This is a genomic window from Nonomuraea sp. NPDC049646, assembly GCF_044465525.1.
Taxonomy (GTDB): Bacteria; Actinomycetota; Actinomycetes; order Streptosporangiales; family Streptosporangiaceae; genus Nonomuraea.
Genome location: NZ_JBITLU010000009.1, coordinates 372,099 through 398,730 on the forward strand (window position 1 = coordinate 372,099; position 26,632 = coordinate 398,730).

Annotated in this window: 25 protein-coding genes; 13 read left to right on the top strand and 12 right to left on the bottom strand. The window is 72.8% G+C overall.

Annotated features, from left to right (window positions below; all coding sequences use genetic code 11):
- The first annotated feature begins 158 nt into the window (after positions 1 to 158).
- Positions 159 to 1,139: an endo alpha-1,4 polygalactosaminidase gene (locus tag ACIBQ8_RS28130; RefSeq protein WP_397178589.1), complete on the top strand. Its 981-nt coding sequence runs from the start codon at positions 159 to 161 to the stop codon at positions 1,137 to 1,139.
- 234 nt (positions 1,140 to 1,373) lie between these two features.
- Positions 1,374 to 2,138 carry an SDR family NAD(P)-dependent oxidoreductase gene (locus ACIBQ8_RS28135; protein WP_397193364.1) on the top strand — a complete coding sequence of 255 codons (765 nt, stop codon included), beginning with the start codon at positions 1,374 to 1,376 and terminating at the stop codon, positions 2,136 to 2,138.
- Here the strand turns inward: ACIBQ8_RS28135 and ACIBQ8_RS28140 are convergent.
- Positions 2,124 to 3,203 (bottom strand): STAS domain-containing protein, encoded by a 1,080-nt coding sequence (locus ACIBQ8_RS28140; protein ID WP_397178591.1) that lies wholly within the window; start codon positions 3,201 to 3,203, stop codon positions 2,124 to 2,126. The genes ACIBQ8_RS28135 and ACIBQ8_RS28140 overlap by 15 nt on opposite strands.
- Before the next feature lie 104 nt (positions 3,204 to 3,307).
- A complete protein-coding gene (locus ACIBQ8_RS28145; protein WP_397193365.1) occupies positions 3,308 to 4,909 on the bottom strand; it encodes an IucA/IucC family protein in 1,602 nt (533 codons plus the stop codon).
- An 80-nt stretch (positions 4,910 to 4,989) separates the two neighbouring features.
- Here ACIBQ8_RS28145 and ACIBQ8_RS28150 point away from each other — a divergent pair, with 80 nt between their 5' ends.
- The 6 genes from ACIBQ8_RS28150 to ACIBQ8_RS28175 all read left to right on the top strand — a co-directional run bounded on the left by ACIBQ8_RS28150 (position 4,990) and on the right by ACIBQ8_RS28175 (position 10,935).
- Positions 4,990 to 6,591: an IucA/IucC family protein gene (locus ACIBQ8_RS28150; protein ID WP_397193366.1), complete on the top strand. Its 1,602-nt coding sequence runs from the start codon at positions 4,990 to 4,992 to the stop codon at positions 6,589 to 6,591.
- 55 nt (positions 6,592 to 6,646) lie between these two features.
- A complete protein-coding gene (locus ACIBQ8_RS28155) occupies positions 6,647 to 7,495 on the top strand; it encodes an alpha/beta fold hydrolase (RefSeq protein WP_397193367.1) in 849 nt (282 codons plus the stop codon).
- A 53-nt stretch (positions 7,496 to 7,548) separates the two neighbouring features.
- Positions 7,549 to 8,658: an L-dopachrome tautomerase-related protein gene (locus ACIBQ8_RS28160; RefSeq protein WP_397193368.1), complete on the top strand. Its 1,110-nt coding sequence runs from the start codon at positions 7,549 to 7,551 to the stop codon at positions 8,656 to 8,658.
- 195 nt (positions 8,659 to 8,853) lie between these two features.
- The gene (locus ACIBQ8_RS28165; RefSeq protein WP_397178596.1) at positions 8,854 to 9,273 is read left to right on the top strand and encodes a hypothetical protein; all 420 of its coding nucleotides are present in this window, start codon (positions 8,854 to 8,856) and stop codon (positions 9,271 to 9,273) included.
- Positions 9,261 to 10,154: a hypothetical protein gene (locus tag ACIBQ8_RS28170; RefSeq protein WP_397178597.1), complete on the top strand. Its 894-nt coding sequence runs from the start codon at positions 9,261 to 9,263 to the stop codon at positions 10,152 to 10,154. Before ACIBQ8_RS28165 ends, ACIBQ8_RS28170 begins: the two co-directional genes overlap by 13 nt.
- Before the next feature lies 1 nt (position 10,155).
- Positions 10,156 to 10,935, top strand: a complete 780-nt coding sequence (locus ACIBQ8_RS28175; RefSeq protein ID WP_397178598.1) for a hydrogenase maturation protease — start codon at positions 10,156 to 10,158, stop codon at positions 10,933 to 10,935.
- On the opposite strand, the gene rfaE2 is transcribed toward ACIBQ8_RS28175, so the two are convergent.
- Positions 10,907 to 12,412 carry a D-glycero-beta-D-manno-heptose 1-phosphate adenylyltransferase gene (rfaE2, locus tag ACIBQ8_RS28180; protein WP_397178599.1) on the bottom strand — a complete coding sequence of 502 codons (1,506 nt, stop codon included), beginning with the start codon at positions 12,410 to 12,412 and terminating at the stop codon, positions 10,907 to 10,909. The two genes, ACIBQ8_RS28175 and rfaE2, sit on opposite strands and share 29 nt — an antisense overlap.
- A 191-nt stretch (positions 12,413 to 12,603) precedes the next feature.
- On the opposite strand from rfaE2, the gene ACIBQ8_RS28185 reads away from it, so the two are divergent.
- From ACIBQ8_RS28185 to ACIBQ8_RS28200, 4 genes are read left to right on the top strand one after another with little or no spacing between them, the layout of a single operon-like run.
- The gene (locus ACIBQ8_RS28185; protein WP_397178600.1) at positions 12,604 to 13,707 is read left to right on the top strand and encodes a glycosyltransferase family 9 protein; all 1,104 of its coding nucleotides are present in this window, start codon (positions 12,604 to 12,606) and stop codon (positions 13,705 to 13,707) included.
- Positions 13,700 to 14,077 (top strand): hypothetical protein, encoded by a 378-nt coding sequence (locus ACIBQ8_RS28190; protein WP_397178601.1) that lies wholly within the window; start codon positions 13,700 to 13,702, stop codon positions 14,075 to 14,077. The genes ACIBQ8_RS28185 and ACIBQ8_RS28190 overlap by 8 nt, the downstream gene beginning before the upstream one ends.
- Before the next feature lie 49 nt (positions 14,078 to 14,126).
- On the top strand, positions 14,127 to 14,705 hold the full coding sequence (locus ACIBQ8_RS28195) for a TetR/AcrR family transcriptional regulator (RefSeq protein ID WP_397178602.1): 579 nt from the start codon (positions 14,127 to 14,129) through the stop codon (positions 14,703 to 14,705).
- 24 nt (positions 14,706 to 14,729) lie between these two features.
- Positions 14,730 to 15,482, top strand: coding sequence for an SDR family NAD(P)-dependent oxidoreductase (locus ACIBQ8_RS28200; protein WP_397178603.1), 753 nt, complete (start codon positions 14,730 to 14,732; stop codon positions 15,480 to 15,482).
- A 1-nt stretch (position 15,483) separates the two neighbouring features.
- Here ACIBQ8_RS28200 and ACIBQ8_RS28205 read toward each other — a convergent pair whose 3' ends face one another.
- The 7 genes from ACIBQ8_RS28205 to ACIBQ8_RS28235 all read right to left on the bottom strand — a co-directional run bounded on the left by ACIBQ8_RS28205 (position 15,484) and on the right by ACIBQ8_RS28235 (position 23,327).
- Positions 15,484 to 16,779 carry an MFS transporter gene (locus ACIBQ8_RS28205; protein WP_397178604.1) on the bottom strand — a complete coding sequence of 432 codons (1,296 nt, stop codon included), beginning with the start codon at positions 16,777 to 16,779 and terminating at the stop codon, positions 15,484 to 15,486.
- Between the two features lie 67 nt (positions 16,780 to 16,846).
- Entirely contained in the window at positions 16,847 to 17,236 is a 390-nt protein-coding gene (gene rbsD, locus ACIBQ8_RS28210) for a D-ribose pyranase (RefSeq protein ID WP_397193369.1), read from the bottom strand.
- Positions 17,233 to 18,186 (bottom strand): substrate-binding domain-containing protein, encoded by a 954-nt coding sequence (locus ACIBQ8_RS28215; RefSeq protein ID WP_397178606.1) that lies wholly within the window; start codon positions 18,184 to 18,186, stop codon positions 17,233 to 17,235. Before ACIBQ8_RS28215 ends, rbsD begins: the two co-directional genes overlap by 4 nt.
- 18 nt (positions 18,187 to 18,204) lie before the next feature.
- The gene (locus tag ACIBQ8_RS28220) at positions 18,205 to 19,182 is read right to left on the bottom strand and encodes an ABC transporter permease (RefSeq protein WP_352358766.1); all 978 of its coding nucleotides are present in this window, start codon (positions 19,180 to 19,182) and stop codon (positions 18,205 to 18,207) included.
- Positions 19,172 to 20,674, bottom strand: coding sequence for a sugar ABC transporter ATP-binding protein (locus tag ACIBQ8_RS28225; protein ID WP_397178607.1), 1,503 nt, complete (start codon positions 20,672 to 20,674; stop codon positions 19,172 to 19,174). The genes ACIBQ8_RS28220 and ACIBQ8_RS28225 overlap by 11 nt, the downstream gene beginning before the upstream one ends.
- On the bottom strand, positions 20,671 to 21,678 hold the full coding sequence (locus ACIBQ8_RS28230) for a LacI family DNA-binding transcriptional regulator (RefSeq protein ID WP_352358770.1): 1,008 nt from the start codon (positions 21,676 to 21,678) through the stop codon (positions 20,671 to 20,673). Before ACIBQ8_RS28230 ends, ACIBQ8_RS28225 begins: the two co-directional genes overlap by 4 nt.
- Before the next feature lie 128 nt (positions 21,679 to 21,806).
- Complete coding sequence (locus ACIBQ8_RS28235; RefSeq protein WP_397178608.1) at positions 21,807 to 23,327, bottom strand: N-acetylmuramoyl-L-alanine amidase; 1,521 nt, start codon at positions 23,325 to 23,327, stop codon at positions 21,807 to 21,809.
- A gap of 227 nt (positions 23,328 to 23,554) precedes the next feature.
- Between ACIBQ8_RS28235 and ACIBQ8_RS28240 the strand changes: the two genes are divergently transcribed.
- Complete coding sequence (locus ACIBQ8_RS28240) at positions 23,555 to 25,522, top strand: family 10 glycosylhydrolase (RefSeq protein WP_397193370.1); 1,968 nt, start codon at positions 23,555 to 23,557, stop codon at positions 25,520 to 25,522.
- A gap of 4 nt (positions 25,523 to 25,526) precedes the next feature.
- On the opposite strand, the gene ACIBQ8_RS28245 is transcribed toward ACIBQ8_RS28240, so the two are convergent.
- A complete protein-coding gene (locus ACIBQ8_RS28245) occupies positions 25,527 to 26,015 on the bottom strand; it encodes a cupin domain-containing protein (protein WP_387671366.1) in 489 nt (162 codons plus the stop codon).
- 4 nt (positions 26,016 to 26,019) lie between these two features.
- Positions 26,020 to 26,625: a TetR/AcrR family transcriptional regulator gene (locus tag ACIBQ8_RS28250; RefSeq protein WP_358291749.1), complete on the bottom strand. Its 606-nt coding sequence runs from the start codon at positions 26,623 to 26,625 to the stop codon at positions 26,020 to 26,022.
- Positions 26,626 to 26,632: the final 7 nt, after the last annotated feature.

A 26,632-nucleotide genomic window follows, 5' to 3' on the forward strand; every position in this document is an offset into this window, starting at 1 on the left:
GGGCGGTCTCGCGGATGTGGTGAATGAGTCGTGCCATGGGGTTCCCTCCACAGAGCACGGCGGGCGTGGCGGCCCGCTGCGTGCGGCGAGTATAGTCACGCATCCACGATGCAGACTAGAGTTCCACCAGACGGAATGAGGGCGCGAACGTGCGAACCATGACTCTCTTAGCCCGGCTGGCCGCGGTCGCGGCCCTGAGCTGCGCGCCGCTCGCGGCGCTCGCCGCACCGGCCCAAGCGGCCCAGACAGCCCAGACGGCACAGACGGGGGAGGCCGCGCAGACCGCGCAGGCGGGGCCGTGGCGGCCGCCGCTGCAGAGCCGCTGGCAGTACCAGCTCCAGGGCAACGCCAAGTACGCCGCCACCGGCGGCGTCAACGTCGACATCTGCGTGGTCCCCCAGTCGGGCGGCGCCTGCGTCCGGCCGGCGGTGTTCGACATCGACCTGTACGCCGACGGCGACGTGGTGGGCAACAACACCACGCTCAACACCGCGGCGGTGAAGGCCGTCCACGCCCGCGGCGCGAAGGCCGTCTGCTACGTCGACGCCGGCTCGATCGAGGAGTACCGGCCCGACTACCAGCAGTTCGTCGCCTGGCACAAGAGCCACGGCAACTCCCTGCTCGGCAAGCCGTTCAGCGCGGAGTTCCCCAACGAGCGCTGGGCCAACATCAACAACGACCAGGGCCAGCGGGACTTCCTGCTGAAGATGATGGAGGCCCGGGTCGACAAGTGCGTCCAGGCCGGCTTCGACGGGGTCGAGTTCGACGTCGTCAACGCCCACGAAGAGGGCAAGTCGGTCACCGGCTGGACCGTCAGCCCCGCCACCCAGCTCGTCTACAACAAGGCGCTGGCCGACCTGGCCCACCGCAAGGGCCTGTCCGCGGCGCTCAAGAACGACCTCAGCCAGGCGGCCGAGCTGGTGTCCAGCTTCGACTACGCCGTCAACGAGGAGTGCTTCCAGTTCGACGAGTGCGGCGAGCTGAGCGTCTTCGTCAAGGCGGGCAAGCCGGTGTTCCAGGTGGAGTACAAGACGGCGCCGTCGTCCTTCTGCCCCAAGGCGGCCAAGCTCGGCATCAACGCGATCAAGAAGGCCGTGGACTACTCGCTGAAGGACACGCCGTACAAGCCGTGCAAGTGACAAAGACCCTGCCCGTCCCGGGCTAGGGCCACGGCGGAGGTGTCACGGTCGTCCGGCCGTGACACCCCCGCCTGATGTGGTCACAGAATGCAGTTCCGAGATCCCCGACGCGGTCTCCGGTTCCGTGTAACGGAACGACAGTGCAGGATACGGAATCAATGCTATTTTCTGATGACCCAACGGGCAGGTCACCACAGGTCTGCGCGTCGCGGCACGTTGAGGAAGGACGGCGTCATGCGCGGACTGGCCGGCAAGCGGGTGCTGATCAGCGGGGGCAGCAGCGGCATCGGGGCCGCCACCGCCCGCAGGTTCCTGGAGGAGGGCTCGCGGGTGGTCCTCACCGGCCTGGACGGCGACGAGGTCGAGCGCACCGTCGCCGAGCTCGCGCCGCTCGGCGACGTGGGCGGGCTGACCGGCGACGTCAGCTCGGAGGAGGACGTCGCACGGCTGGTCGCGGGTGCGATCGAGGCCCTGGGCGGCGTGGACGTGCTGATCAACAACGCCGGCACCGCCTGGCGGGAGCCGTTCCTGGAGATCACCCCCGGCCACTGGGACCGGATCATCGCGGTGAACCTGCGCGGCATGTTCCTGATGGCCCAGGCCGTCGCCCGCCACCTGGTGGAACGGGGGACGGGCGGCGTGATCCTGAACATGTCCTCGACCAACGGCCTCGGCGGCGAGGCCGACTACGCCCACTACAACGCCTCCAAGGGCGGCGTGCTGCTGCTGACCAGGACCATGGCCGTCGAGCTCGGCGGGCACGGCATCCGGGTGAACGCCCTGTGCCCCGGCTACATCCGCACCCCGCTGAACGCCTCGATCTCGTCGGGGCTCGCCGACGACTTCGTCTCCGCCTACGAGCGCGACCACATCCCGCTGGGCCGGGCCGGGCTCGCCGAGGAGGTCGCCGCCGCCTACGCCTTCCTCGCCTCCGACGACGCCGCGTTCGTCCACGGCACCGAGCTGGTGATCGACGGCGGCCAGCTAGCGATCATGTGAGTCGCCGGGGCGCGGCACCTTCATGGCGATGATCAGGCCGTGCCCCGAGTCGTCGCCGGGACGCAGGCGCGACAGCTCGACGGTGAGCTGCGTCGGCCGGCCCCGGCCGTTGACCGCGTCGAGCGCGACCCTCCTGGCTCCGGCCCGGCTCGTGCCCCCGGCCGGCGCGTCGCGCACGAGCGGGACGATCCGCTCCACCGGCAACCCCGTGCCCAGCGAGGCCAGCGGACGGCCCACCGCCTCCCCGGCCCGCACCCCCCACAACTCCTCGGCCCCCGCCCCCCAGATGAGCACCCGCATGTCGGCGTCGAGCACCACCGCCGCGTCGCCCAGCCCGTGGACCAGCGAGGCGGTGATCCGGCCGACCTCGTCGAGCTCGGCCGTGCGGGCGACCAGCGCGTCGTTGGCGCGGCGCAGCTCGGCGGCGCGGGCGGTGAGCGCGTCGTTGGCGTGGCGCAGCTCGGCGTTGGCCGAGCGCAGCTCGTCGTTCGCGCGTCGCAGGTCGGCGTTGGCCGAGCGCAGCCGGCCGACGATCGCGGACCAGCGGCCGGGCGGCGGCAGGTTCTCCTGGCGGTCGGGGGTGATGGGCGTCTCCTGCGGCCGCAGCCGGCGGGTGCCGTGGTGCTGCTCGGAGCGGGGGTCGCGGGCCCGGCGGAAGCAGGCCAGGTGGCGGCTGACCGGCCTGGGCGGGCCGGTCTGCTCGTAGATCTCGACGCCGGTCCCGGCCAGGGCGTCGGGCATCGTGCTGAACAGGGGGATCGCGGTGCCGCCGTGCTCGGTCATGAGCGCGATGAGGCGGCACAGCGCGGGCTGGGCCTCGGCGACGGCCAGGTGGCCGCCCTTCTCCTGCATGGCCCGGTGGGTGATCGCGAGCTGTTCGAGGCCGTTCAGGTCGCAGAACCACAGGTCGCCCGCCGCGACGATCACGTGTTTCACCCGCGAGCGCGGCAGGGGGTCGAGGAAGGCGGCCAGGATGGGGCTGGTCGTCGAGTCGAGCTCGCCCGCCAGGGCGACCACCAGGGTGGTGTCGCCCACGGGCACGAGCCGTACGGAGAGCTGCATCATCGGATTCGCTCCTTCCCTGAACTCTGCGTGATCGTTGATCGACGCGCCGCAGGGTCCGGCTGCATGCCCCATATTCCTCCTCCTGCGGGAAAAGAGCCAGGCGCTCACCGTGCGTGAGCGAGGGCCCAGGAGGCTCCTTGGGTGAGGGGGTTGGGCAGCGTCGTCCAGCTGTCGCCGGGCGGGGCGCCCGCGAGCTGGGCGAGCAGGTGGGCCTTCACCCGGATCCGCTCGCCTAACAGGGCCGCGCGGTCGGCGCGCACGTCGGCGGTGTCGGGGAGCGCGTCGAAGGCCCGCCGCGCGGCCCGCGCCACGACCGCCCACAGGCGTGACTCCTCGGTACGGTCGCCCTCTCCCAGCAGGGAGACGAGGCTGCCGAACGTGGTGCCGACGAGCGAGCCGAACAGCTTGGCGTGCAGGACGCCGGGGTCGTCGCTGAGCAGCCGGGGGCTGACCGGCGGCGTCCCGAAGCCGTTGCGGGCCAGCCGGGCCGGGCTGATCCGGACGTCGGCCAGGTCGCGGTAGACCAGCTCGACCGGGCGGCCCCGCCGGTCCAGCACGACCAGCAGGTTCTGGCCGTGGGCCTCCAGCGCCACCCCCAGGGCCAGCAGGCCGAGCGCCGCCGCCGTCGCCACGCCGGCGAAGGCCGCCAGCCACTCGCCGGCCTCCTCGCCGCGCGGCGCGTCCCACTGGGCGGGGGCGGTGAGGGCGGCGACGGGCAGCACGGTGTGGCCGGGCACGCGGGGCGTCGGATCGCGCAGCATGACGGACAGGTCGGCGGTGTGCTCGCCGCGCACGGCCCCCGCGGCCCCGGACAGGTAGCGGGCGATGCGCGGACGGCCGCCGAGCCGCGCCGACAGGGCGGTGAGCAGGTCCGACAGGGGGACGCAGTCGCGCACCGAGCCGGGGGAGATGTCCCTGACGCCGGAGGTCATCCGGGTGGTGAACGCCGTCTTGAGGTGCGGGCCGCCGTCCAGGGGGGCGAGGGTCCGTACGGACATCAGCGGATGGCACGGCAACGCCCCGGCCGCGTACGGGCGCACCCCCAGCCCGGCCAGCACGTGCCGGGTCTGCCAGGGGTGGACGGGCAGCAGCAGCCGGTCGCCGTCCATGAGCGAGCCCGGCCACGGCCCGGTGACCAGGCATTCGGCGGCGGGCACCGCGACCAGGTCGAGCGCGACGACGGGCCGGTGCTCCGGCATGTACGCCAGTTGCTCGGCCACCGACACCCCCGGCCGGTTGCGGCAGCCCGGATGGTAGGGATGGCCGTCGACCACGCTCTGCTCGTACCGCTCCGGGCCCGGCTCGCGCAGCGGGAAGGCCGCGCCCGCCCGCGACAACGCCAGGGAGGCGACGCTGTTGTCCAGGTCGGCGACCAGCCCCTGCGCGCCGGGCAGGCCGAGCGCCGCCAGCAGCTCGGCCGGGTCCGGGTACGGGACGCCGTCCAGCCGCAGCTCCGGCTCGTCGGCCAGGTCGTAGGGCAGCCGGTGCCGTCCGGTCAGCTCGCGCCCGTCCGAGAGCCGTACGCGCAGGTCGCCTCCTACGGCGACCGGCTCGGCGAGGCCGGGCAGGGGCTCGCAGAGCAGGCCCCGCCACAGCCGTCCCATGACGGCGGCCCGCGCCCCCGGCAGGGCCGCGGCGTAGCCGGGCGTGAGGTCCGGGCGCACCGCGGCCAGCTCCCTCGCGAACCGCGCCGCAGTATGCCGCATGAACCCCCCCGTATCCAGGAACATGCCCAGGTAGGAACCCTGTGGACACTGATCGGTACAAAAGGGTAGGACAGGTCGCCATGGCATATATCGACGGCCTCCTCCCACCGGCCGGTCCGGCACCCGAGGCGCGAGACCACCAGGCCGCGGACGAGGCCACGGCCCTCGCGGTGACGGCCCTGCTCAACTGCCTGCTCCGCGAGGTGGCCGAACCCGCGACCGCCGAGGACGGCGTATGGGTGCTGCCCGCGACCGGGCACGTCCTGCACGTCCGCCCCGGACGGTACCCCGGCGCGCCCGCCCTGCGCACCCCCGGCGGCCCGCGCCCGCTCTCCCTGGCCGGCCTGGTGGCGCTCACCGAGGACGAGCTGCGGGCGCGCACCGGCCACGCCAACCCGTCCCTGGCCAAGGAGATCATGGAGAGCAGGGACGTCATGGCCGCGCTGCTGTCGGCCCAGCGCGCCACCACCCCGCCCGCCGACCTGTACCTGCGCTCGGAGCAGGCGCTCGTCGCCGGTCACCGCTACCACCCGGCCCCCAAGGCACGCGGCGGATCGGGCCCGGACGCCTGGCTGCCCTACTCGCCGGAGGCGCGCGCGAGCTTCGCGCTGCCGCTGCTCGGGGTGCCCGCCGAGGCGCTGGTCGAGCAGGGCGACGCGAGCGCGCTCGACCGGCTGGGCCCGCCCGCCCCCGACGGCCTGACGCTGCTGCCCGCCCACCCCTGGCAGGTGGAGCTGCTGGGCGGGCTCAGGGAGCAGCGCCACCTCGGCCTCACGCCCGAACGGGCGGTGGCGACGGCCTCGATCCGCACGGTGTACCTGCCGGAGGCCGACCTGTTCTGCAAGTTCAGCCTGGACGTGCGGATCACCAACGACATCCGCCGCCTGTGGCTGCACGACCTGCGCTGGCTGGGCCTGATCGACGACCTGCTGGGCGCGGCCTTCGACGACCTGCCCGAGCACCGGCCGCGGCCCGCCGTCCTCGGCGACCGCGGTTACCGCAGCCTGGAGCTGGGCGGGGACGGCGGCGAGGCGCTGGCGGTGATCGTCCGCGACGGGCTCGGCGGGCACCTGCGGCCGGGGCTGACGGCGCTGCTGGCCGCCGGGGTCAGCGAGGGCTTCCCCGGCAACCCGCTGGACGGCCTCGACGCCGGCCAGGCGCTCGGGTGGTGGCGGCGCTACCTCGACCACGTCGTGCCGCCGGTCCTGCACGCCTACTTCCGCCACGGCGTGGTGCTCGAATGCCACCTGCAGAACGTGCTCATCGGCGTGGACGCGCGGGGCCTGCCCGGCCAGGCGATCTTCCGCGACCACGAGGGGGTCAAGCTGACCGCGGACCGCCACAGCCTGCCCGGCGCCCGCACGCCCGTCGTGAGCCCCGCCTACGGCTGGGAACGGCTGCTGTACTGCCTGGTCGTCAACAACCTGTGCGAGATCGCCGGAGCCGTGGCCGAGCGGCATCCGGAGCTGCGCGCCGAGCTGTGGACCGAGCTGTGGACCGAGGCGAGATCGGTGTTCGCCGGCTGCGCCGAGGACCACGGCGAACCCGAGGAGCTGCGCGACCTGCTCGCCGCCGCGTCCGTGCCCGCCAAGGCCAACCTGCTGCTGCGCTGGCTGGAGGCGGACGGCGCGGACATGCGCTGCGTGCCGATGCCCAGCCCTTTGCGACTCTTTACGCCATAAGCTATCCTCGCCGAGGACAACAGTTTATGGTGTATCGAATTCAGGGAGGCCGCCGGTGACCACGGCGACGCTGCACGACGGAAGCACCATCGAGGCAGAGGTCCACGGCTCGGGCCCGGTGGTGCTCCTGGCCGTCAACCCCAAGCCGATCGAGGGCGAGGCGGCCGAGGAGATGCGGAAGTGGGGGGCCGACCCCGCGCTCGGCCGCTCGCTCATCGACGGCCTGTCCGACGGCTTCCGCGTCGTGGCCTTCGACTACGAGGGCCACGTCCTCGCCCATCCCAAGCCGGACACGCTCACCCCCGACAACGTGGCGGCCGACATCTTGTCGGTGGCCGACGCGGCGGGGGCCGACCGGTTCGCCTATTACGGCTACTCCTGGCTGGCGCTCAGCGGGCTCCAGCTCGCCCTGCGCACCGACCGGCTCTCGGCGCTGGTCATGGGCGGCTACCCGCCGCTCGGCGGGCCCTACGCCGAGATGCTGAAGGTCACCGAGGCCACGTACCGGATGGCCGTCGAGCCGAAGACCGCCACGCCGCCGGCCGCGGGGACGGGCGAGCCGGGCGACTGGTCGTCCACCGAGGTGACCCTGAGCGAGGGCCAGGCCAGGCAGTTCGCCACCCTGTACCGGGCGCTGCGCGGGTTCGACGACAGCCGGGTGCGCCTGTCCTGCCCCCGCCTGTGCTTCGTCGGGTCCGCCGACGAGATTGCCTACGGCGAGCGGTGGGGCGGCGCCCACGTCAGCATCGCCGGCCCGGTGGTCCGCGAGCGGGCCGCCATCGAGGCGCTGGGCTGGGACGTCGAGGTGCTCGACGGGCTCGACCACGCCGGGGCCATGCAGGCGGCGAACGTGCTGCCCGTCCTGCGGCCCTGGCTGGAGAGGGCGCTGTTTCTCCCGGCCTGAGCTGGGCAGATGCCCCGCGGGTCCGGGAACGGGGGGCCGGGAACGGGGGGGACATGGCGAAGGGGAACGGCCGCGACGGCGTTCAGCCGGTCGATGAGCCCATCGGGAAGCTGGAGCTCGTGCACGCCTTCGAGTCCGGCCCGATGCCGACCGGCGTCACGGTCTCCCGGGCCGGCCGGATATTCGTGAACTTCCCCAAATGGGGTGACGACGTGCCGGCGACCGTGGTCGAGCTGCGGGACGGCAAGGCCGTCCCCTACCCCGACCAGGAGTGGAACACCGAGGCAGACGAGCCGTCGAAGTGGCTGGTCTCGGTGCAGAGCGTGGTCGTCGATCCCATTGACCGGCTGTGGATCCTCGACACCGGCAGCCCGATGTTCCGGCCCACCAGGAAGGGCGGGCCCAAGCTCGTCTGCGTGGACCTGGAGACCGACACCGTGGTCAAGGTCATCATGTTCGACCGCGGTGTCGCCCTGGAGACGTCCTATCTCAACGACGTGCGCTTCGACCTGCGCAAAGGGGTCGCCTACCTCACCGACTCCGCCGACAAGGGGCCCAACGGGATCATCGTGGTCGATCTGGCCAGCGGGCAGGCGTGGCGCCGGCTGCACGACCACCCGAGCACCAAGGCGGAGCGGCCGCCGGACTTCGTGCCGGTCGTGGAGGGCAGGCCGTTCCTGGAGCGGCCGCAGGACGGGCCGCCGTCGCCCGTCCTGATGGGGGCCGACGGCATCGCGCTCCCGGCCGGCGGCGAGCGGCTCTGGTACTGCCCGCTGCTCTCCCGCCGCTGGTACAGCGTGTCCACGGACGCCCTGGTCGACCGCGCGCTGGACGACGCAGAAGTGGCGGCGACGGTCAGGGACGAGGGCGACAAGGGCGGCTCGGCCGACGGCCTGGAGGCCGACGACGCCGGGCACATCTACCTGACCGACTGGGAGCACAACGCGGTGCTGCGCCGGGCGCCCGACGGCACGATCGACACCCTGGTCCACGACGCCCGCCTGCTGTGGCCGGACACGCTGTCGGTGGCCGACGGCCACCTGTACGTGACGGCCAACCAGCTGCACCGGCAGGCCAGGTTCCAGGAGGGGCACGACCGGCGGCGGTACCCGTACGCGCTGTTCCGGGTGCCGATCGACGCCGGGCCGGTCCGTCTGGTCTAGCGCCGCGGGCGCGCAGGGTCCGGGTCATGGTTTGCCGCCTTCGTCGACGCGGTATGCCCGCTACGTAGAGGTACTGATCGGATACCGAACGACGCCATCGCTGAACCTCTGCAATGGCCACTTGGGGGGCTTAAGGCCGATGAATGCCGCTAAATACGACTGGTTTCCTGACGGCGTGACCGTCCTGGAGGCGTCATGTCGCTGAACGCACGCATCGGCAGGATCGAGAGCCTGCTCGAACGGGCCGAACCGCCCGCCGTCGAGCTGGCCCAGGCCCTGCTCGACCTCTACGGCGAGGGCCTGACGCGGATCATGGCGGCGGCCGACGACGACCTGGCCGCCCGGCTGGCCGCCGACGACGTGGTGGCCCACCTGCTGCTGCTGCACGACCTCCACCCGATCGACGTGCGGACCCGGGTCGAGGACGCGCTGCGCGGCACCGGCGCCGAGGTGATCGACGTCGAGGGCGACCTCGTCCGCCTGCGCCTTCCGGACGACGACGGGAACGCGGCGGACGCGGCGCGCCGGGCGGTGCGCGACGCGGCCCCCGAGGTCGAGCAGGTCGAGATCGTCCGGTCGGCGCCCGGCGTGGGGGCCGGCAGATGGACCACGTGAGGCGCATCGCCCGAGCCGTCCTCTACGGGGGCTACCTGCTGTGGCCCAGCCGCCACTCCGCCCCGCCCGACCGGCGGCGCTGGACGTTCGGCGGCGTGCACCCCGAGTCCTACGGCCGGGCGCACGAGGGTAACCCGTGGCTGACCCAGACCCAGTGCCTGCTGGAGGCCGGCGGCGACGACGTCGTGGACGTGCACGTGCGCTTCCTGCACCTGGTCACCTGCGAGGTGGCCGTCCAGCGCGAGGGCGAGCTGGTCTGCGTGCCGGAGCTGACCGTCGGCGGCGCCCGCCACCTGCCCCGGGAGGAGGCCAAGGAGCGCGAGGTGGCCGAGACGGGGCTGCGCCTGGCCGACCTGCTGGCCCGCCCGGCCGGAATGGAGATCCACGTGCCGCCGGGCCAGCGCGCCGAATGGCTCGACGGCGAGGGCGTGCTGCTGCGCGGCTGGGAGGCGCTGAGCGGCCGGGCCGAGGTGTTCGCCGAGCGGCTGCGCGAGGGCCTGTTCCGGCTCACCGTCCGGGTGGCTAACACCAGCCCGTGGCAGGGCGACTCGCGCGCGGAGGCCATGAAGCACACCCTGATCTCCGCGCACACGGTCGTGAGCTCGCCGGGCGGCCGGTTCGTCTCGCTGACGGAGCCGCCCGACGGGCTGCGCGCGCTGGCCGCGGGCTGCCACAACATCGGCACCTGGCCGGTGCTGGTCGGCGAGGAGGGCGACCGGCACACGATGCTGTCGGCCCCGGTCATCCTCTACGACCATCCCAAGGTCGCGCCCGAGAGCGGCACGTTCGACGCCACGGAGATCGACCAGCTCCTCGACCACTGCGCCGCGCTCACCCCGGAAGAGCTCATGCGCCTGCACGGCACCATGCGGGAGACGTGACATGGACACTCGGTACCCGACGGAACGGCCGGCCCCGGCCGAGGCGATCGTCGACGGCGTGCGGCTGGCCCCGGGCAGCCGGGTGCGCCTGCGCCCGAAGAGCCGCGCCGACATCCTCGACCTCGCGCTCAACGGCCGCCTCGCGGTGATCGAGAGCGTCGAGCGGGACGACGACGGCGGCTTCCACGTCGGCGTCACCCTCGCCGGCGACCCGCTGCGCGACCTGGGCGAGTCCAGGCTGCCCTGCCACCGGTTCTTCTACTCGGCCGAGGAGCTCGAACCCGTCGGAGGGGGCTGCCGCCCGCGCGTGCTGGTGGCCGGGATCGGCAACGTCTTCCTCGGCGACGACGGCTTCGGCGTCGAGGTCGTGCGCCGCCTGGCCGACGACGACCTGCCCGCCGACGTGCTCGACTTCGGCAGCCGCGGCCTCGACCTGGCCTACGCGCTCCAGCGCGACTACGAGGCCGCGATCCTCGTGGACGCCGCGCCGCGCGGCGAGCCGCCGGGCACGCTCACCCTGCTCGAACCGGACATGCCCGGTCCGGGCGGCCCCGGCGGCATCGCGGCCGAGAGCCACGGCCTCGACCCGGTCAAGGTGCTGCGCATGGCGCGCGAGCTCGGCCGGGTGCCCGCGCGGGTGCTCGTCCTGTGCTGCGAGCCGGCCCGGCTGGTCACCGACGACGTGCTGGTGGAGCTGAGCGAGCCGGTGCGCGGGGCGGTCGAGGAGGCGGTGCGGATGGTGCGCTCGCTCGTCATGGACCTGCTGGCGGAACGGGCCTGACCCCGTCCGCTCGTGACGGACGCGCCGGGGGGACGGGCCCGAACCCGTCCGGCTCGCCGGGCACCGAGCGCATGCGGCCGATGATGGCGGTCGTCGAGCGGTCGGGCAGGTAGTCGAGCACCAGCACCTCGCCGCCGAGCGAGCGCACCAGCGGCGCCTCCGGCAGCATCTCCGGCGTGTAGTCGCCGCCCTTGACGTAGATCTCCGGCCTGATGAGCCTGAGCAGGCGTTCCGGGGTGTCCTCGTCGAACTCGGTCACGTAGTCCACGTCGTTCAGGGCGGCCAGCACCGACATGCGGTCCTCGCACGGGTTGAGCGGGCGTCCCGGGCCCTTGAGCCGGGTGACGCTGGCGTCGCTGTTGACCGCGACCACGAGCACGTCCCCGAGCTGCCCGGCCTGCTCCAGGTAGCTGACGTGGCCCCGGTGCAGCACGTCGAAGCAGCCGTTGGTGAACACGATGCGCTCGCCCCTGCGCCGGTGCTCGTCCAGGAGCTGGGCCAGGCGCTCGGCCGCCTGCACGGTGCCCTCCTGGCGGCGCAGGGCGCGCAGCAGCTCGTAACGGGTGCAGATGGACGTGCCGGAACGGCGGACGACCACGCCGGCCGCGGCCTGGCCCGCCTCGGCGGCCTCCTCCGGCGTCGCGCCGGCGGCCAGCCACAGCGAGAAGGCCGCGGTGTAGGTGTCGCCCGCGCCGGTCGCCATGTGCTGCGGCGCGGGCCGGGCGTAGGTCCGGTACGGCGGGCAGCCGGCCCGGTGCAGCAGCGTGCCCTCGCCGTCCAGGGTGGTCACCACGATCCCGGCCCCGGTGGCGGCCAGGATCTGCGCGGAGCGCGCCATCAGGTACGCCGGCCGGTCGGCCGCGGCGTCCACCTCGCCGAGCAGGCTCACCACCTCGGCGTAGTTGGGCAGCACCGCCGCCGGCGCGCACTCGACCCAGGGCGCGACCGCGTGCGCGTCCACGACGAGCAGCGGCAGCCCGGCCAGCGCCCGGCGCACCGCCGGGGTGAACACGCCGCCGCCGTAGTCGCAGGCCACGACGACGTCCGCGCCGGCCACGGCCGCGGAGACGCGGGCCAGCAGCGCGCGTTCTGCCTCGGGCGGGATGACGTCGAGGTCCTCCTCGTCGTAGCGGGCGGTGAGCTGGCCGCTGGTGACCAGCCGCCGCTTGTGCGCGGTACGCCGTCCCGGCACCGCCTGCAGGTCCGTCTCCACGCCGAGCAGCCGCAACGCCTGGACGAGCTGGTCGCCGCAGGCGTCGTCGCCCACCACGCCGACGAGCCGGACGCGGGCCCCGAGCGCCGCCAGGTTGGCCGCGGTGTTGCCGGCCCCGCCCGGCGCGTCCTCGACCGCCTCCAGGCTCATCACGGGCACCGGCGCCTCCTGGGCCAGCCGCTTGGCCGAGCCGTGCAGCCACGAGTCGAGCATGACGTCGCCGACGACGACCGCGCTGACCGTCTCTTCCCTCAGGGTGCCCATAGAGGGCGAGTACCTGTAAAAGCCCAGCTCAAACGCATATCAGCTCAATTAGGTTCGTCCGGAACCGAAGTTATGGGCCATCCCTGCCGGGTAGCCGGGCCGCTATGTACGGCCCTTCGGACACCGGGCTGCCGCTCCAGGCGGGCCTGCCACCTGGAGCTGCCGGCCACTGTCGCGGACAGGAGCGCGGAATGCTACGACTACATGCCGGGGACCCCATGACGGCCCGGCCCGGCCTGGTCGAGGGCGTGCGGAGCATCGCCGTCCTGCGGGCCAACGCGATCGGCGACTACCTGGTCGCGCTGCCGGCCATCGAGGCGATCAAGCTGGCCTACCCCGACGCCCGGCTCACCCTGCTGGGCACGCCGTGGCACGCCGAGTTCCTGTCCGGGCGGCCGGGACCGGTGGACGACGTGGTGGCGCTGCCGCCGATCACGGGCGTCTCGACGTCCGAGACCGGCTACCCGGTGCCCGGCGGGGCCCGCGCCGAGCTGCGGGAACGGGCGTTCGACCTGGCGGTGCAGATCCACGGCGGCGGGCGCTTCTCCAACCCGTTCCTGCGCTCGCTCGGGGCCCGGGTGACCGCCGGGCTGCGTTCCCCGGACGCCGAGCAACTGGACCGGTGGGTGCCCTACACGTACTTCCAGCACGAGACGCTGCGCTTCCTCCAGGTCGCCGAGCTGGTCGGCGGGGTCGCCGAGCGGCTCGAACCGCTGGTGGCCGTCACCGCCCGCGACCGGGCGGAGCTGGCCGAGTCGTTCGGCGAGCCGCCGGCCGGGCTGGTCGCGCTGCATCCGGGGGCGACGGACCCGCGGCGGCGCTGGCCCCCAGAACGTTTCGCCGAGGTGGCCGACCGGCTGGCCCGGCCCGTCGCGGTGACCGGGAGCTGGGCCGAGAAGGACCTGGTGGAGGCGACGGTCGCGGCGATGCGCGGGCGCGCGCACCCGGTGATCCCCGTCGTCGGCACGCTCACCCTCGGCGGCCTGGCCGCCCTGTACGAGCGCTGCGCCCTGGTGGTCGCCAACGACACCGGCCCGCGCCACCTCGCCGCGGCCGTCGGCACGCCCACGGTCGCCGTCTACTCGTGCGTCAACGTGATCAACGCGGGGCCGCTCAGCAGGACCGCGCACCGGCCGCTGATCTCCTGGACCACCCGGTGCCCGACCTGCGGCGCGAGCGGCGTGGACGTGGAGGCCGAACGCTGCGAGCACGACGGGACGTGGGTCGCCGACGTCTCGGTGGACGACGTGACAGAACAGGCCGAAGACCTACTGAAGGGATATCGAGATGACTGACCAGGCCGTGCTGGACGAACTGCAGGAAGCCCTGGACGAGGCGTTCCGGGGACGGGACCGGGTGGCGATGCGCGAGGTGTACGCCCGGGTCTCCGCGCACGTGCACATCCCCGCCGACATGCTGGCCCATCTCAACGAGCTGCCCGAGGGCAGCTACTCCAGGGAGGAGATGGCCGAGGCGATCAACGACGTGATCAGGCGGCGCGGCGAGCAGGACAGCCTGGGCCTGCTGAGCATCCCGCGGCAGCGGCCGGTGGAGGAGACCGCGGCCGCGGAGCGGGCTGTCGCCGACGACACGCCGCTCGAATCCCTCAACCCGCCCCAGACCCGGCCGGACGACGGCCAGACCCCGGAGTTCCGCGAACCGTAGAGGCTCTTCTAATTAGACCGTTCGTTCTCGAATGTGGTAGCTTCGCCGCGTGGCACGGAGCAAGGAGTTCGATCCCGAGGTCGCGCTCGACCGGGCGCTCGACCTGTTCTGGGAGCGCGGTTACGAGGCGACCTCGATGGCCGACCTGGTCGAGCGGCTGGGGCTGGCGCGGGCCAGCATCTACGGCACCTTCGGCGGCAAGCGGGAGCTCTACGTCAAGGCGCTGGAGCGCTACCTGGCCCGGCGCGACGTGGTCGAGCCGCTGGCCCAGCCGGGGCCCGCGGTGCCGGCCGTCCGCGCCTTCCTCGACGCGTACGTGGCCGAGATCCTGGCCGACGAGCTGCGGCGCGGCTGCATGGTCGTCAACACGGCCGTGGAGTTCGCCTCGCGCGACGCCGAGCTGGCCCGCCGGGTGACGGCGAGCTGGGCGGAGCTGGAGACCGCGCTGGCCGCCGCGCTGGTGCGCGCCCGCGCCCAGGGGGAGATCCCCGAGTCGAAGGACCCCCACGCGCTGGCCAGGTTCCTGCTCGTGCTGCTCCAGGGCCTGCGCGTGCTCGGGCGGGCCGACCCGGACCCGCGCCGCCTGCGCGACGCGGTCGAACAGGCCATGATTGCCGTGCAAATTTGAGACCGATCGTTCTAGGAGCTTGTCGTGTTCGAAGGAAAAGTCGTGCTCGTCACCGGGGCCACCGGGGTCGTGGGCCGGGCCGCCGCGCTGGCGTACGCCAGGAAGGGCGCGTCCGTGCTGGCCGCCGGGCGGGACGCCGCGCGGCTCGGCGCGGTGGTCAAGGAGATCGAGGCGGCGGGCGGCCGGGCCAGCGGCTTCACCGCGGACGTCACCGACTCGGCCTCCGTCGCCGCCATGGTGGAGGCCGCCGTCACCCGCTACGGCGGGCTCGACGTGGCGCTGAACGCCGCCGGCGTCTTCGGCATGCTGGCCCCGGTGGCCGACTACGACGAGGACACCTGGGACACCGTGCTCGCGGTCAACCTCAAGGGCGTGTTCCTGTCGATGAAGCACGAGATCGCCTACATGCGCGAGCACGGCGGCGGCGTGATCGTCAACGTGGCCAGCAACCTCGGCGCCCACTGGCGCCTGCCCGGGGCCGCCGCCTACGCCGCCTCCAAGGCCGCGGTGAGCCACCTGACCCGCACCGCCGCCCGCGACCACATCGCCGACGGCGTCCGCGTCAACGCCGTCAGCCCCGGTCCCATCGACTCGCCCATGTCCACGCGTCCCGGCGAGACGCCCGCCGAGCGCGACGAGCGCATGCGGCACGCCCTGCCCATCGGCCGCGTCGCCGCCCCGGAGGAGATCGCCGCGGCGGCGCTGTGGCTGTCCTCGCCGGAGTCCAGCTTCGTCGTCGGCCAGGACCACGTCATCGACGGCGGCGCCACGGCCTGACTCAGCCGGCGGCCACGGGCGGGCGGGTCTCCTTCATGGCCAGCACCGCCACCAGGCTGATCAGCCCGACCCCGGCCATGTACGCCGACACCGACAACGACGTGCCGGTCGCCTCGTGCAGGGCGGTCGCGACCAGCGGGGCGAACCCGCCGCCGAGCAGCGCGCCGACGGCGTACGAGAAGGAGACCCCGCTGTAGCGGTAGCGGGGCTCGAACATCTCGGCGAACAGCGCCGACTGCGGCCCGTACGTCGCGGCGAGCCCCACGTTGAGCACCACCACGGCGACCACCATCAGCGCCGCCGCCCTGGTGTCCACCAGCAGGAAGAACGGCACGGCCCACACCACGAGGAGCACCGAGCCGGCCAGGTAGACCGGCTTGCGGCCGATCCGGTCGGACCAGATCGCCGTGGCCACGATCCCGGCCAGCCAGGTCAGGCTGCCGATGATCACCACGACGAGCATGAGGTTCCTGCTCACCTTCAGCACCTGGGTGCCGTAGGACAGCAGGTAGGCGAGGAAGACGTAGCCGATCGCGGTGTTGGCGACGAAGCTGGCCGAGGCGAGCAGCAGCGCCCGCGGCCGCTCGCGGAAGACGTCGAGGACGGGCCGCCTGCTGCGCGCCTGCTCGGCGGCGAGCGCCCGGAACACCGGCGTCTCGGCCACCCGCAGCCTGATGAACAGCCCGACCGCGACCAGCACGACGCTGAACAGGAACGGCAGCCGCCAGCCCCAGCTCGCGAACTGGGCCTCCGACAGCCCGGCCGTCACCGCGACGTACACCAGTTGCGCCAGGATCAGCCCGGCGGGCACGCCCACCTGGGAGTACAGCCCGTAACGGCCGCGCTTTCCCGGCGGGGCGTGCTCGACGGCGAGCAGCGCCGCGCCGCCCCACTCGCCGCCGGCGCTGAGCCCCTGGAGCAGCCGCAGGACCAGCAGCAGGATCGGGGCCAGCACCCCGATCTGGTGGTAGGTGGGCAGCAGCCCGACGCCGACCGTGGCCACGCCCATCAGCAGCAGGGACGCGACCAGCATCGCCTTGCGCCCGAGCCGGTCGCCGAAGTGCCCCCACACCAGGCCGCCCACGGGCCGGGCCAGGAACCCGACGCCGAGCGTGGCGAACGCGGCCAGGGTGCCCGACGCGGGCGAGAGCGGGGAGAAGAACTGGGAGCCGAAGACCAGCGCGGCGGCCGTGGAGTAGATGAAGTAGTCGTACCACTCGATCGTGGTGCCGACCGCGCTCGCCATGGCGACGCGACGGAGTTGGGCGGGGTCCGGCTCTGCTGCCTCGTGGGTCATGGCGCCTCCCTCGACGCCAGAGTAGATCTTCCTCCGCCCGCTTCCCAGTGGCCCGGGGCAGGCGTCCCTAGAACGCCACCCCGCACCGCAGGATCACGTTCGCGTACGGCGTGGCCTCTCCGGTGCGCACGGCCAGCCGCACCCCCGCCGACAGCCGCTTCAGCTCCTCGTGCGGCACGTAGGCCAGCCCCGGCAGCCGGGCCGCGAGCAGCTCGGCGCAGCCGGGGTTGCCCGCGCGCACCTCCTCGGCCGCCGTGGCCCCCTCGACGACGAGCTCGGCGAGCAGCCCGCCGAGCACGTCGGCGAAGGACGGGATGCCCGGCAGGAAGGCCAGGTCGACGACCCGCACGCCGGGCGGCACGGGCATCCCGCTGTCACAGACCAGCACCTGGTCGGTGTGGCCGAGCCGGGCCATGGCCCCCGCCAGCTCGGCGTTCAGAATCCCCGCGCGTTTCACTGGAAGTCCGCGACGTTCTCCTTGGTCGCCACCTTGACGGGCACGGCCACCGTCTTGTCGATGGTCTCGCCCTTGGCGGCCTTGACCGCGGCCTGCACCGCCTGCCGGCCGAGCAGCGACGGCTGCTGGGCGACGCTGGCGGCCAGCGTGCCCGCCTGCACCGCCTTCAGGCCGTCGGGAGTGCCGTCGAAGCCGACGACCTTGACCTGCTGGCCGGCCTTGGCGCCCAGGGCCTTGATCGCGCCCAGCGCCATCTCGTCGTTCTCGGCGAAGACGCCGGTGATGCCGGGGTTCGACTGGAGCATGTTGGTCATGACGTCCAGGCCCTTGGTGCGGTCGAAGTCGGCCGGCTGCTTGGCCACGACCTTGATGTTCGGGTACGCGGCGATGCCGTCGGCGAAGCCCTGGCCCCGGTCACGCGAGGCGGACGTGCCCGCCGTGCCCTGGAGCACGACCACGCTGCCCTTCTCGCCGAGCTGCTTGGCCAGCTCCTGGGCGGCCAGCTTGCCGCCGGCGACGTTGTCGGAGGCCACGGTCTGGGCCACCTCCGCGCCGTTGACGCCGCGGTCGGCCGCGATCACCGGGATCTTGACCCGGTCCGCCGCCTTGACCGCCGGGGCCGCCGCGTCGGAGTCGACCGGGTTGATGATGATCGCCTTCATGTTCTGGCTGGTGAAGTTCTGGACCTGGTTCACCTGCTGGGAGGCGTCGTTCTGGGCGTCGGTGACGGTCAGCGTGACGCCCTCCTTCTTGGCCTCCGCCTCCGCGCCGCTGCGCAGCTGCACGAAGTAGGGGTTGTTCAGGGTCGACACCGACATGCCGATCTTGATGTCCCCGCCCCCCGAGGACGTGCCACCGGAGCCGCCGTCGCCGGAGGAGCCGGAGGAGCCGCACGCGGCCAGGCCGAGCGTGAGCGCGGCGCCGGCCATGACAATCGCGGGAATCCGCATGATCTTTACTTCCTTTTCCTAGTTCGTTCCCCTGCGCCGCAGGGTGTCGACGAGGACCGCGAGCGCGATCACCACGCCGATCACGACCTGCTGCCAGAACGCCGAGACGGACAGCAGGTTCAGCCCGTTGCGCAGCACGGCGAGGATGAGCGCGCCGACGAAGGTGCCGAGCGCCCTGCCCTTGCCGCCGGACAGGCTCGCGCCGCCGATGACGACGGCCGCGATCGCGTCCAGTTCGTAGCCCGCCGCGGCCTGTGGCTGGGCCGAGGCCAGCCGGCTGGCCAGGACGATGCCGGCCACCGCCGCGAAGACGCCGGACAGCGCGTACGTGATGAGCTTCTGCCGGTTGACCTTGATGCCGGACAGCCGGGCGGCCTCCTCGTTGCCGCCGATGGCGTACATGGCCCGGCCCGGGTACGTGCGGTTGAGCACCACGGCCGCGATCACGCCCATGACCAGCATCACCAGCACCGGGATCGGCAGGTAGTCGCCGAGCGTGTCGCCCAGGTGCGAGACCGAGTCGGGCATCGCGATCGGGCTGCCCTGCGAGATGACCAGCGCCAGGCCGCGGGCGATGCCCAGCATGGCCAGCGTGGCGATGAACGGCGGCAGCTTGCCGTACGCGATCAGGGCGGCGTTGACCAGGCCGCACACGACGCCGACGGCCAGCGAGACCACGACGGCGACCGGCCACGGCAGCCCGGCGCTGGTGGCCGTCCAGGCCAGCACGATCGCCGACAGCGCGGCGACCGAGCCGACGGACAGGTCGATGCCGCCGGTGACGATCACGAACGTGGCCCCGAAGGCCAGGATCGCGGTGACGGCCGCCTGGACGCCGACGTTGAGCAGGTTCGTCACGCTGAGGAAGTCGGAGGACAACAACGACAGCGCCACGACCAGCACGACGAGCGCGGCGAGCGCGCCGTTCTCGGCGAACCAGGCCGCGGCGGGCGACCGGCGGCCGGTGAGCTTGTTCGGAACGGTGCTACTTGGCACGGGGACCCTCCACATCCGTGACCGCGAGGGCCATGACGTCGTCTTGCGTGGCCCCGGCCGCGGGCAGCTCGCCGACGAGCCTGCCGCGGGCCATGACCAGAATGCGGTCGCTCATGCCGAGCACCTCCGGCAGATCGCTGGAGATCATGAGCACGGCGTGCCCGGAGGCGGTGAGCGCGTTGATGAGCTGGTAGATCTCGACCTTGGCCCCCACGTCGATGCCGCGGGTCGGCTCGTCGAGGATGAGCACGCCCGCGTCGGCGACCAGCCACTTGCCGATGACGACCTTCTGCTGGTTGCCGCCCGACAGCGTGCGGACCTCCTGGTCCAGGCCGGTCATCCGGATGCCGAGCTGCTCGGCCACCTTCCCGGCGGCCTTCCGCTGGCCGGCGCGGTCGACGAAGCCGGCGCGGGTGGCGGCGCGCATGGTGACCAGGCCCAGGTTCTCGGCCACGTCCGCGCCGAGCACCAGGCCCTGGCCCTTGCGGTCCTCGGGGACCAGGCCGAGCCCGGCCTCCATGGCGGCGTGCACGTCGCCGGGCGCCAGGCGCGTGCCGCGGACGACCACCTCGCCGGCGTCGTAGCGGTCGGCGCCGAAGACGGCCCGCGCGACCTCGGTGCGGCCGGCGCCGACCAGCCCGGCGACCCCGACCACCTCGCCCGCGCGCACCTCGAACGAGACGTCGTCGAAGACGCCCCTGCGGCCGAGGCCGGAGACCTTGAGCAGGGCCTCGCCGCGCTCGGTGGCCTGCCGCGGGAACTGCTGGTCGATCGGGCGGCCCACCATGAGCCTGACCAGCTCGTCCTGGGCGGTGTCCGCGGGGATCTCGGTGACGGACCTGCCGTCGCGCAGCACGGTCACCCGGTCGCCGATCTCGGCGATCTCCTCCAGGTGGTGGGTGATGAACACGATCGAGACGCCCTCGTCGCGGAGCTGGCGGACGATCGTGAACAGCTTGGCGACCTCGCCGGAGGTGAGCACGGCGGTGGGCTCGTCCATGATGAGCACGCGGGCGTCGAGCGCGAGCGCCTTGGCGATCTCCACCATCTGCATGCGGGCGATGCCGAGCCGGGAGATCGGCGTCGCCGGGTCGACGTCCACGCCGACGCGGTCGAGCAGCGCCTTGGCCTGCCGTTCCATGCGCTTCTTGTCCACCAGCCCGAACCGGCGCGGCGGGCGGCCGAGCGCCAGGTTCTCGGCGACGGTGAGCTGGGGGACCAGGTTGAACTCCTGGTAGATGGTGGCGATGCCGAGCCGCTGGGCGTCGCCGGCCGTCCGGATGTCGACCGGCTGCCCGTCGACGGTGACCTGCCCGCCGTCCGGCCGGTACGCGCCCGACAGGATCTTGATCAGCGTGCTCTTGCCCGCGCCGTTCTCGCCGAGCAGGACGTGCACCTCGCCGGCGCGCAGGCTCAGATCGACCCCGTCGAGTGCGACGACGCCGGGGAAGACCTTGCGCAGGCCCTCGGCCTTGAGTATCTCCGCGCTCACTCCATGATCCCTTTCCGCTCGCATGATCGGCGAATCACCAGGCGCGCCGGCAGGACGTGCGAGTCGGCCGCCTGCCCGCTCTGGATCCGGCCGATCACGAGCCGCACGGCCAGGCGCCCCATCTCGGCCGTCGGCTGGGCGATGGCGGTGATCGGCGGGGCGGTGTGCTTGAACCAGGTCACGTCGTCGAAGGAGGCGACGGCCACGTCGGCGGGGATGCGCAGGCCCCTCGCCTGGATCTCCTCCAGCCCGCCGAGCGTCATCAGGTTGTCGCCGAAGAAGATCGCCTCGGGCGGCTCGGGCAGGTCGAGCAGCTCGGCGGTGATGCGCCGGCCGCTGCCCTCGCGGAAGTCGCCGGGGCGCACGTACTCGGGGCGCACCTCCAGGCCCTCGGCGGCCATCGCGGCGGCGAAGGCGGCCGTGCGCTCGCGGCCGGTGGACAGGGTGGCCGGGCCGGAGGCCAGCGCGATCCGGCGGTGGCCCTGCTCGCGCAGGTGGCGGACCAGCTCGGCGATGGCGGCGGCGCCGTCGGAGCGCACGGAGGGCACGTCGAGCCCGGAGATCGTGCGGTCGAGGAACACCACCGGCCGGCCGGCCTCGGCGAGCTGCTGCACCAGCGGCGTGACCTCGGCGGTCGGGCAGATCAGCAGCCCGTCGACGCGCTGCTCCAGCAGCGTGCGCACGTAGTGGTCCTGCTGGTCGGCGCGCTCGTCGGCGTTGCCCATGACGACCGTGAAGCCCTCGCGCCTGGCCTCGTCCTCGACGCTCCTGGCCAGCTCGGTGAAGAACGGGTTCAGGACGTCGCCGATGATCAGGCCGATCGTCCTGGTCGCGGTGGTGCGCAGGGAGCGGGCGACGGCGTTCGGCACGTAGTTGAGCGCGCTCATCGCGTCGTAAACCCGGCGCCGGGTCTCCTCGTTGACCGAGGGGTTGTCGTTGAGCACGCGGGAGACCGTGGCGACGGAGACACCGGCCTGCGCGGCGACGTCCTTGATCCTTGCCATCGTTCCTCCGTGTAATCGATTACACGGCAGCTTATGAAATCGATTACATGATTGGCAAAGTGAAATGGCTCACACCCCCGGGGGAGAGGGTGTGAGCCGGCTTCGCGGGTTCGGGCTCTCCGGGCCCGTCAGACCTTGCTGATCCGGACGGCGTCGGCGATGACGAGGCCTGTGCCGGCGGTCCACCGGCTGATGCCGACGGCGTTGTAGGTGCCGGCGTTCAGCGAGAACGTGCCGATGCTGCGCCAGCCTCCGCCGCCGGAGCGCTGATCGACGTAGACGGTCTGGTTGCCGCCCGAGGCCGCCACGATGTACGGCGCCGAGCTGTTGTAGCCGGGATCGGAGGGGTACCAGACCTCCACCTTGTACGTGCCCGCGCTGGGGATCGCGGCCTGGTACCAGGCCGGGTCGCTGGAGGCGACCGGGTCGGCGAAGCGGTAGTCGGCGCCGTAACGCTGGCTGGAGTAGGCGGAGGTGCCCCAGTTGGCGCTGGCGGTGAACTTGCCGGAGGTGGCGTTGTCCACCGTGGTGGACCACGAGGGCGTGCCGCCGCCGGTCACGTAGTTCATGTACGTGGTCCAGTTCCAGTACGGCCCCGGGTCGGTGTGGTCGGCCCCGGGAACCTCGTTGTGCCCGATGATGTGGGAGCGGTCCTTCGGGATGCCGTACTTGTCGCAGATGGCCTTGGTCAGGGCCGCCGACGCCCGGTACATGGCGTCGGTGAACCACGAGGACTCGCTGACGTAGCCCTCGTGCTCGATGCCGATCGACCTGGTGTTGTACGTCCAGTTGCCGGCGTGCCAGGCGACGTCCTTCTCGCGGACCATCTGGGTGATGGCGCCGCTGGACGACTTCACGACGTAGTGCGCCGAGACCTGCGCGGCCGAGTTCTGGAACCAGGAGATCGTCCCGGCGTACGAGCCCTGCGTCACGTGGATGACCACGCGGTCGATCGCGTAGCTCGACGGCCGGCTGGAGGCGGTGTAGTTGCTGGAGCTGGCCGGGACCCAGGCGGCCGGGCCGTAGTCGGTGCTGAGCACGCCGACGTCGCCTTGGGCGCTCAGGTCGCGGGCCTTGGCGTAGTCGCCGCGGTCGGCGGTGACCTCCTGGGGCTTGACCGTCACGCCCCGGGCCGTGATGCCGAGGCCGAGCTGCTCGTAGACCGAGTCGGCGTACAGCCGGGCGATCTCCGGCGAGGAGGCGTTGCCGTACTTGGCGACGGCCTGGTACCAGCGGCCGGCGTCCTTGCGTCCGGCGTCGTCGAGGCCGAGCTCGTCGGCGTAGGAGCGGAGCAGGGCGGCGCCGCCGAGGATGTTGGCGGCGTTGTCGGAGCGCAGCTTCTCGACCGGCAGGCTGGTGAGCTCGGCGGCCTTCTCCAGCGCGTGGGTCGTGGGGTTGCTGACCAGGTGCATCAGGCCGTAGCCGCCGCTGGCGCTGGGCTTGCCCTGGTGGTCGTCGAGGTGGGTCTCGGCGTAGGCGAGCGCGACCAGCAGGTCGCGGGGCACGTCGCTGGCCGAGGCGGCCTTGGCGAACGCCGCCGGCAGCGCGGGCTCCCTGGCGGCCTGGGCGGCGGGCTGGCCCGCGGCGATCAGGGCGACGGTCAGGGCGGAGGTGGCGAGGGCAGCTAATCGCGTGCGGGCGAGAATCATGGGGGTGCTCCTCGTTGGGGGGTGACGGGTGGAACGCGGGCGCGTGTCCGCGGCCCGCGTTTGGCCGCCGAATGCGGCCCAAGGTATGTCACCCCTGACACAATGTCGATAATTGACATTACAGACGTGTTAGGTGAAACTTTCCGCCCGCCGTCCAGGAGGCGGCGCGAAAGTTGGGCCCCTGAAAACTATTGCGCTCTGCGATCAGGGGACTGAAACTTCCTTTCGTGACCGCGCTCCTGCGTACCGTCCTGGCGGCGCTCACCGCCGCAGTCGTCACCGTCGTCGTCGCCATCGTGGCCTCCGCTCCCGTCTCCGCAGCCCCCGTCTCCGCCTCCGCAGCCTGCGCGACCGATCCCGCGACGCCCAAGCGGCAGCTCCGGGCGATGTGGATCTCCTCGGTCGCCAACATCGACTGGCCGAGCCGTACCGGGCTCAGCGTCTCCGCCCAGCAGGCCGAGTTCCGCGCCTGGCTCGACCTGGCCGTCGCCAAGCGCATGAACGCCGTGATCGTGCAGGTCAGGCCGACGGCGGACGCGTTCTGGCCGTCCCCGTACGAGCCGTGGTCGCAATGGCTGACCGGCACCCAGGGGACGAACCCCGGCTACGACCCGCTGGCGTTCATGGTCGGCGAGGCCCACGCGCGGAACCTGGAGTTCCATGCCTGGTTCAACCCGTACCGGGTCGCCAACAACGACGACCCGACCAAGCTGATCTCCACGCACCCCGCCCGGCAGCACCCCGACTGGCGCTTCGCCTACGGCGGGAAGCTCTACTACAACCCGGGCATCCCGGCGGTACGCGACTTCATCGAGGACGCGATCATGGACGCCGTCACCCGCTACGACGTGGACGGCGTGCACCTCGACGACTACTTCTACCCCTATCCCGTCAGCGGCCAGGCCATCCCGGACTCGGCCGCCTACGCCCAGTACGGCGGCGCGTTCCCGAACATCGCCGACTGGCGGCGGGACAACGTCAACCTGCTCGTCCGCGAGCTCGGCCAGCGCATCCACACCGCCAAGTCGTGGGTGTCGTTCGGGATCAGCCCCTTCGGGATCTGGCGCAACTCCTCGACCGACCCGCTCGGCTCGCGCACCTCCGGCCTCCAGTCCTACGACGCGATCTACGCCGACAGCCGGCAGTGGGTCAAGCAGGGCTGGATCGACTACCTCGCGCCGCAGATCTACTGGCACATCGGGTTCTCCACGGCCGCCTACGAGGTGCTGACCGCGTGGTGGTCGGACGTCGTGCGCGGCACCGGCGTGCAGCTCGTCGTGGGACAGGCCGCCTATCGGGCCGGCGCCTCGGGCCAGGAGGCCGCCTGGCAGGACCCGGCCGAGCTGAGCGACCACCTGTACGACAACAGGAAACATCCCGAGATCGCCGGTGACGTGTACTTCAGCGCCAAGGACGTCAAGGCCGACCGGATCGGGGCGATCACCAAGCTGGTCACCGACCACTACGCCAAGCCCGCCCTGCTGCCCGCCCGGGGCTCCGGGGCCGCGCCCGCCGCGCCGGCGATCACCGCGGCCACCGCGGGCTCGAACGGCGTCCAGCTCACCTGGACCGGCTCCGGCACGGCGTACGCGGTCTACCGCGTGGCCGGCACCCCGCCCTCGGCCGATCCGTGCTTCTTCGCCGACGCCCGCAACCTGATCGGCACGACCAGGCAGAAGTCGTTCACCGACCCCGGCGGCGGGGCGTCCACCTACTACGTGACCGCGCTGAGCAGGACCCACCAGGAGAGCGCGCCGAGCGCGGGCCGGGCGGCAGGCGGCACGGGCGGCTTCAGCGTCGTGATCGACAACGCCGACGCCGGTTTCACGGCCTCCTCCTCCTGGGGCACCTCCAGCTACTCCACCCAGGCCAACGGCGCCGACTACCGCTTCGCCGACCCGGTCGCGGCCAGCGACCCGGCCTGGTTCCGGGCGGCGATCCCGAGCGCGGGCAGCTACCGGGTGGAGGTCTGGTACCCGGCCAACGCGGGCTACAACGGCTCCGCGCCGCACATCGTGGCGGCCTCGGGCGGCAACCAGACGGTCAACGTGGACCAGCGCACCGGCGGCGGGGCGTGGCGGGTGCTGGGCACGTACACGCTGGCGGCCGGGACGTACAACGTGGTCGGGGTGAGCCGGTGGACCTCGGCGACCGGCTACGTGATCGCCGACGCCGTGCGCATCACCAAGGTCTGACGCCTCAGGAGCGGGCCTTCGCCCAGGCGGGGCTGTCGATGAAGTGGTTGTCGAAGCGGTCCTGCGAGGCCAGCAGCTCTTCGAGCGTGGCCTCGCCGGTCTTGAGCCGGGCCAGCAGGCGGAAGTACTCGAACCGCTCGACGCCCGGCGTGATGACGATCAGCAGGTCGGCCTCGGCGCCGGGGGCCGCGGCGAAGGCGTGGGCCACGTGGGGCGGGACGACGGCGACGTCGCCCTGCTCCAGCGTGATCACCTCGTCGCCGGCCAGCACCTGCGCCCGGCCGTCGAGGACGTAGAACATCTCCGAGGCGGTGGTGTGGGTGTGCGGCACGGCGCCGTCGGCGCCCGCGCCGAGCGTGATGCGCACGGTGCTCAGGGCGCCGCCGGTGGCGCTGGAGTCGAGCAGCATGCGGCCCGTGCTGGGCGGGCCGCCGATGACCTCGGCGTCGACGGAGCGGATGACGGCGGTGCTGCGGGGGTCGATGAGCGACATGGTGTTATCCGTTCTCGGAGAGGGCGCCGCGGAGTGCTGTCTCCACGAGGCGTTCGGCGTAGGCGCGGCCGACGGGGAGGCCGGTGATCAGGACGCGGTAGTACAGGGCCCCGGCGAGCTGGTCGAACAGGGCCTCAACGTCGAGGTCGGCGCGTAGCTGGCCGCGGTCCCTGGCCCGTTCGAGCAGGGCGCGGGCCAGGGTGTTGCGGCGGGCGTACATCTGCCGCTCCAGCTCGCCGACGTCGGCGTGGCGGGCGGCAGCGGCCACGAGCTCGGCCACCGTGCCCGCCGACCCGTCGTCGTCGCCGGGCGCGCGGCCCGCCGCGCGCATCCGGTTGAGCCCCGCCGCGATCTTCTCCAGGTACGCGGGCAGGTCGCGGCGGATGTCGCCGGTGTCGGTGATCTCGTCGTGGTCCTGGAGCCGGTTGACGACGGCCAGGGCCAGGTGGTCCTTGGTCGGCCAGCGGCGGTAGAGCGTGGTCTTGGCGATGCCGGCCCGCTCGGCGACCTCGTCGGGGGACAGGCCGGCGTAGCCGCGCGCGAGCAGCAGCTCGGTGGCGGCCCTGAGCACACCCTCGTCGACGTCACTCCTGCGCGGCCGTCCCACCATGCCCTGC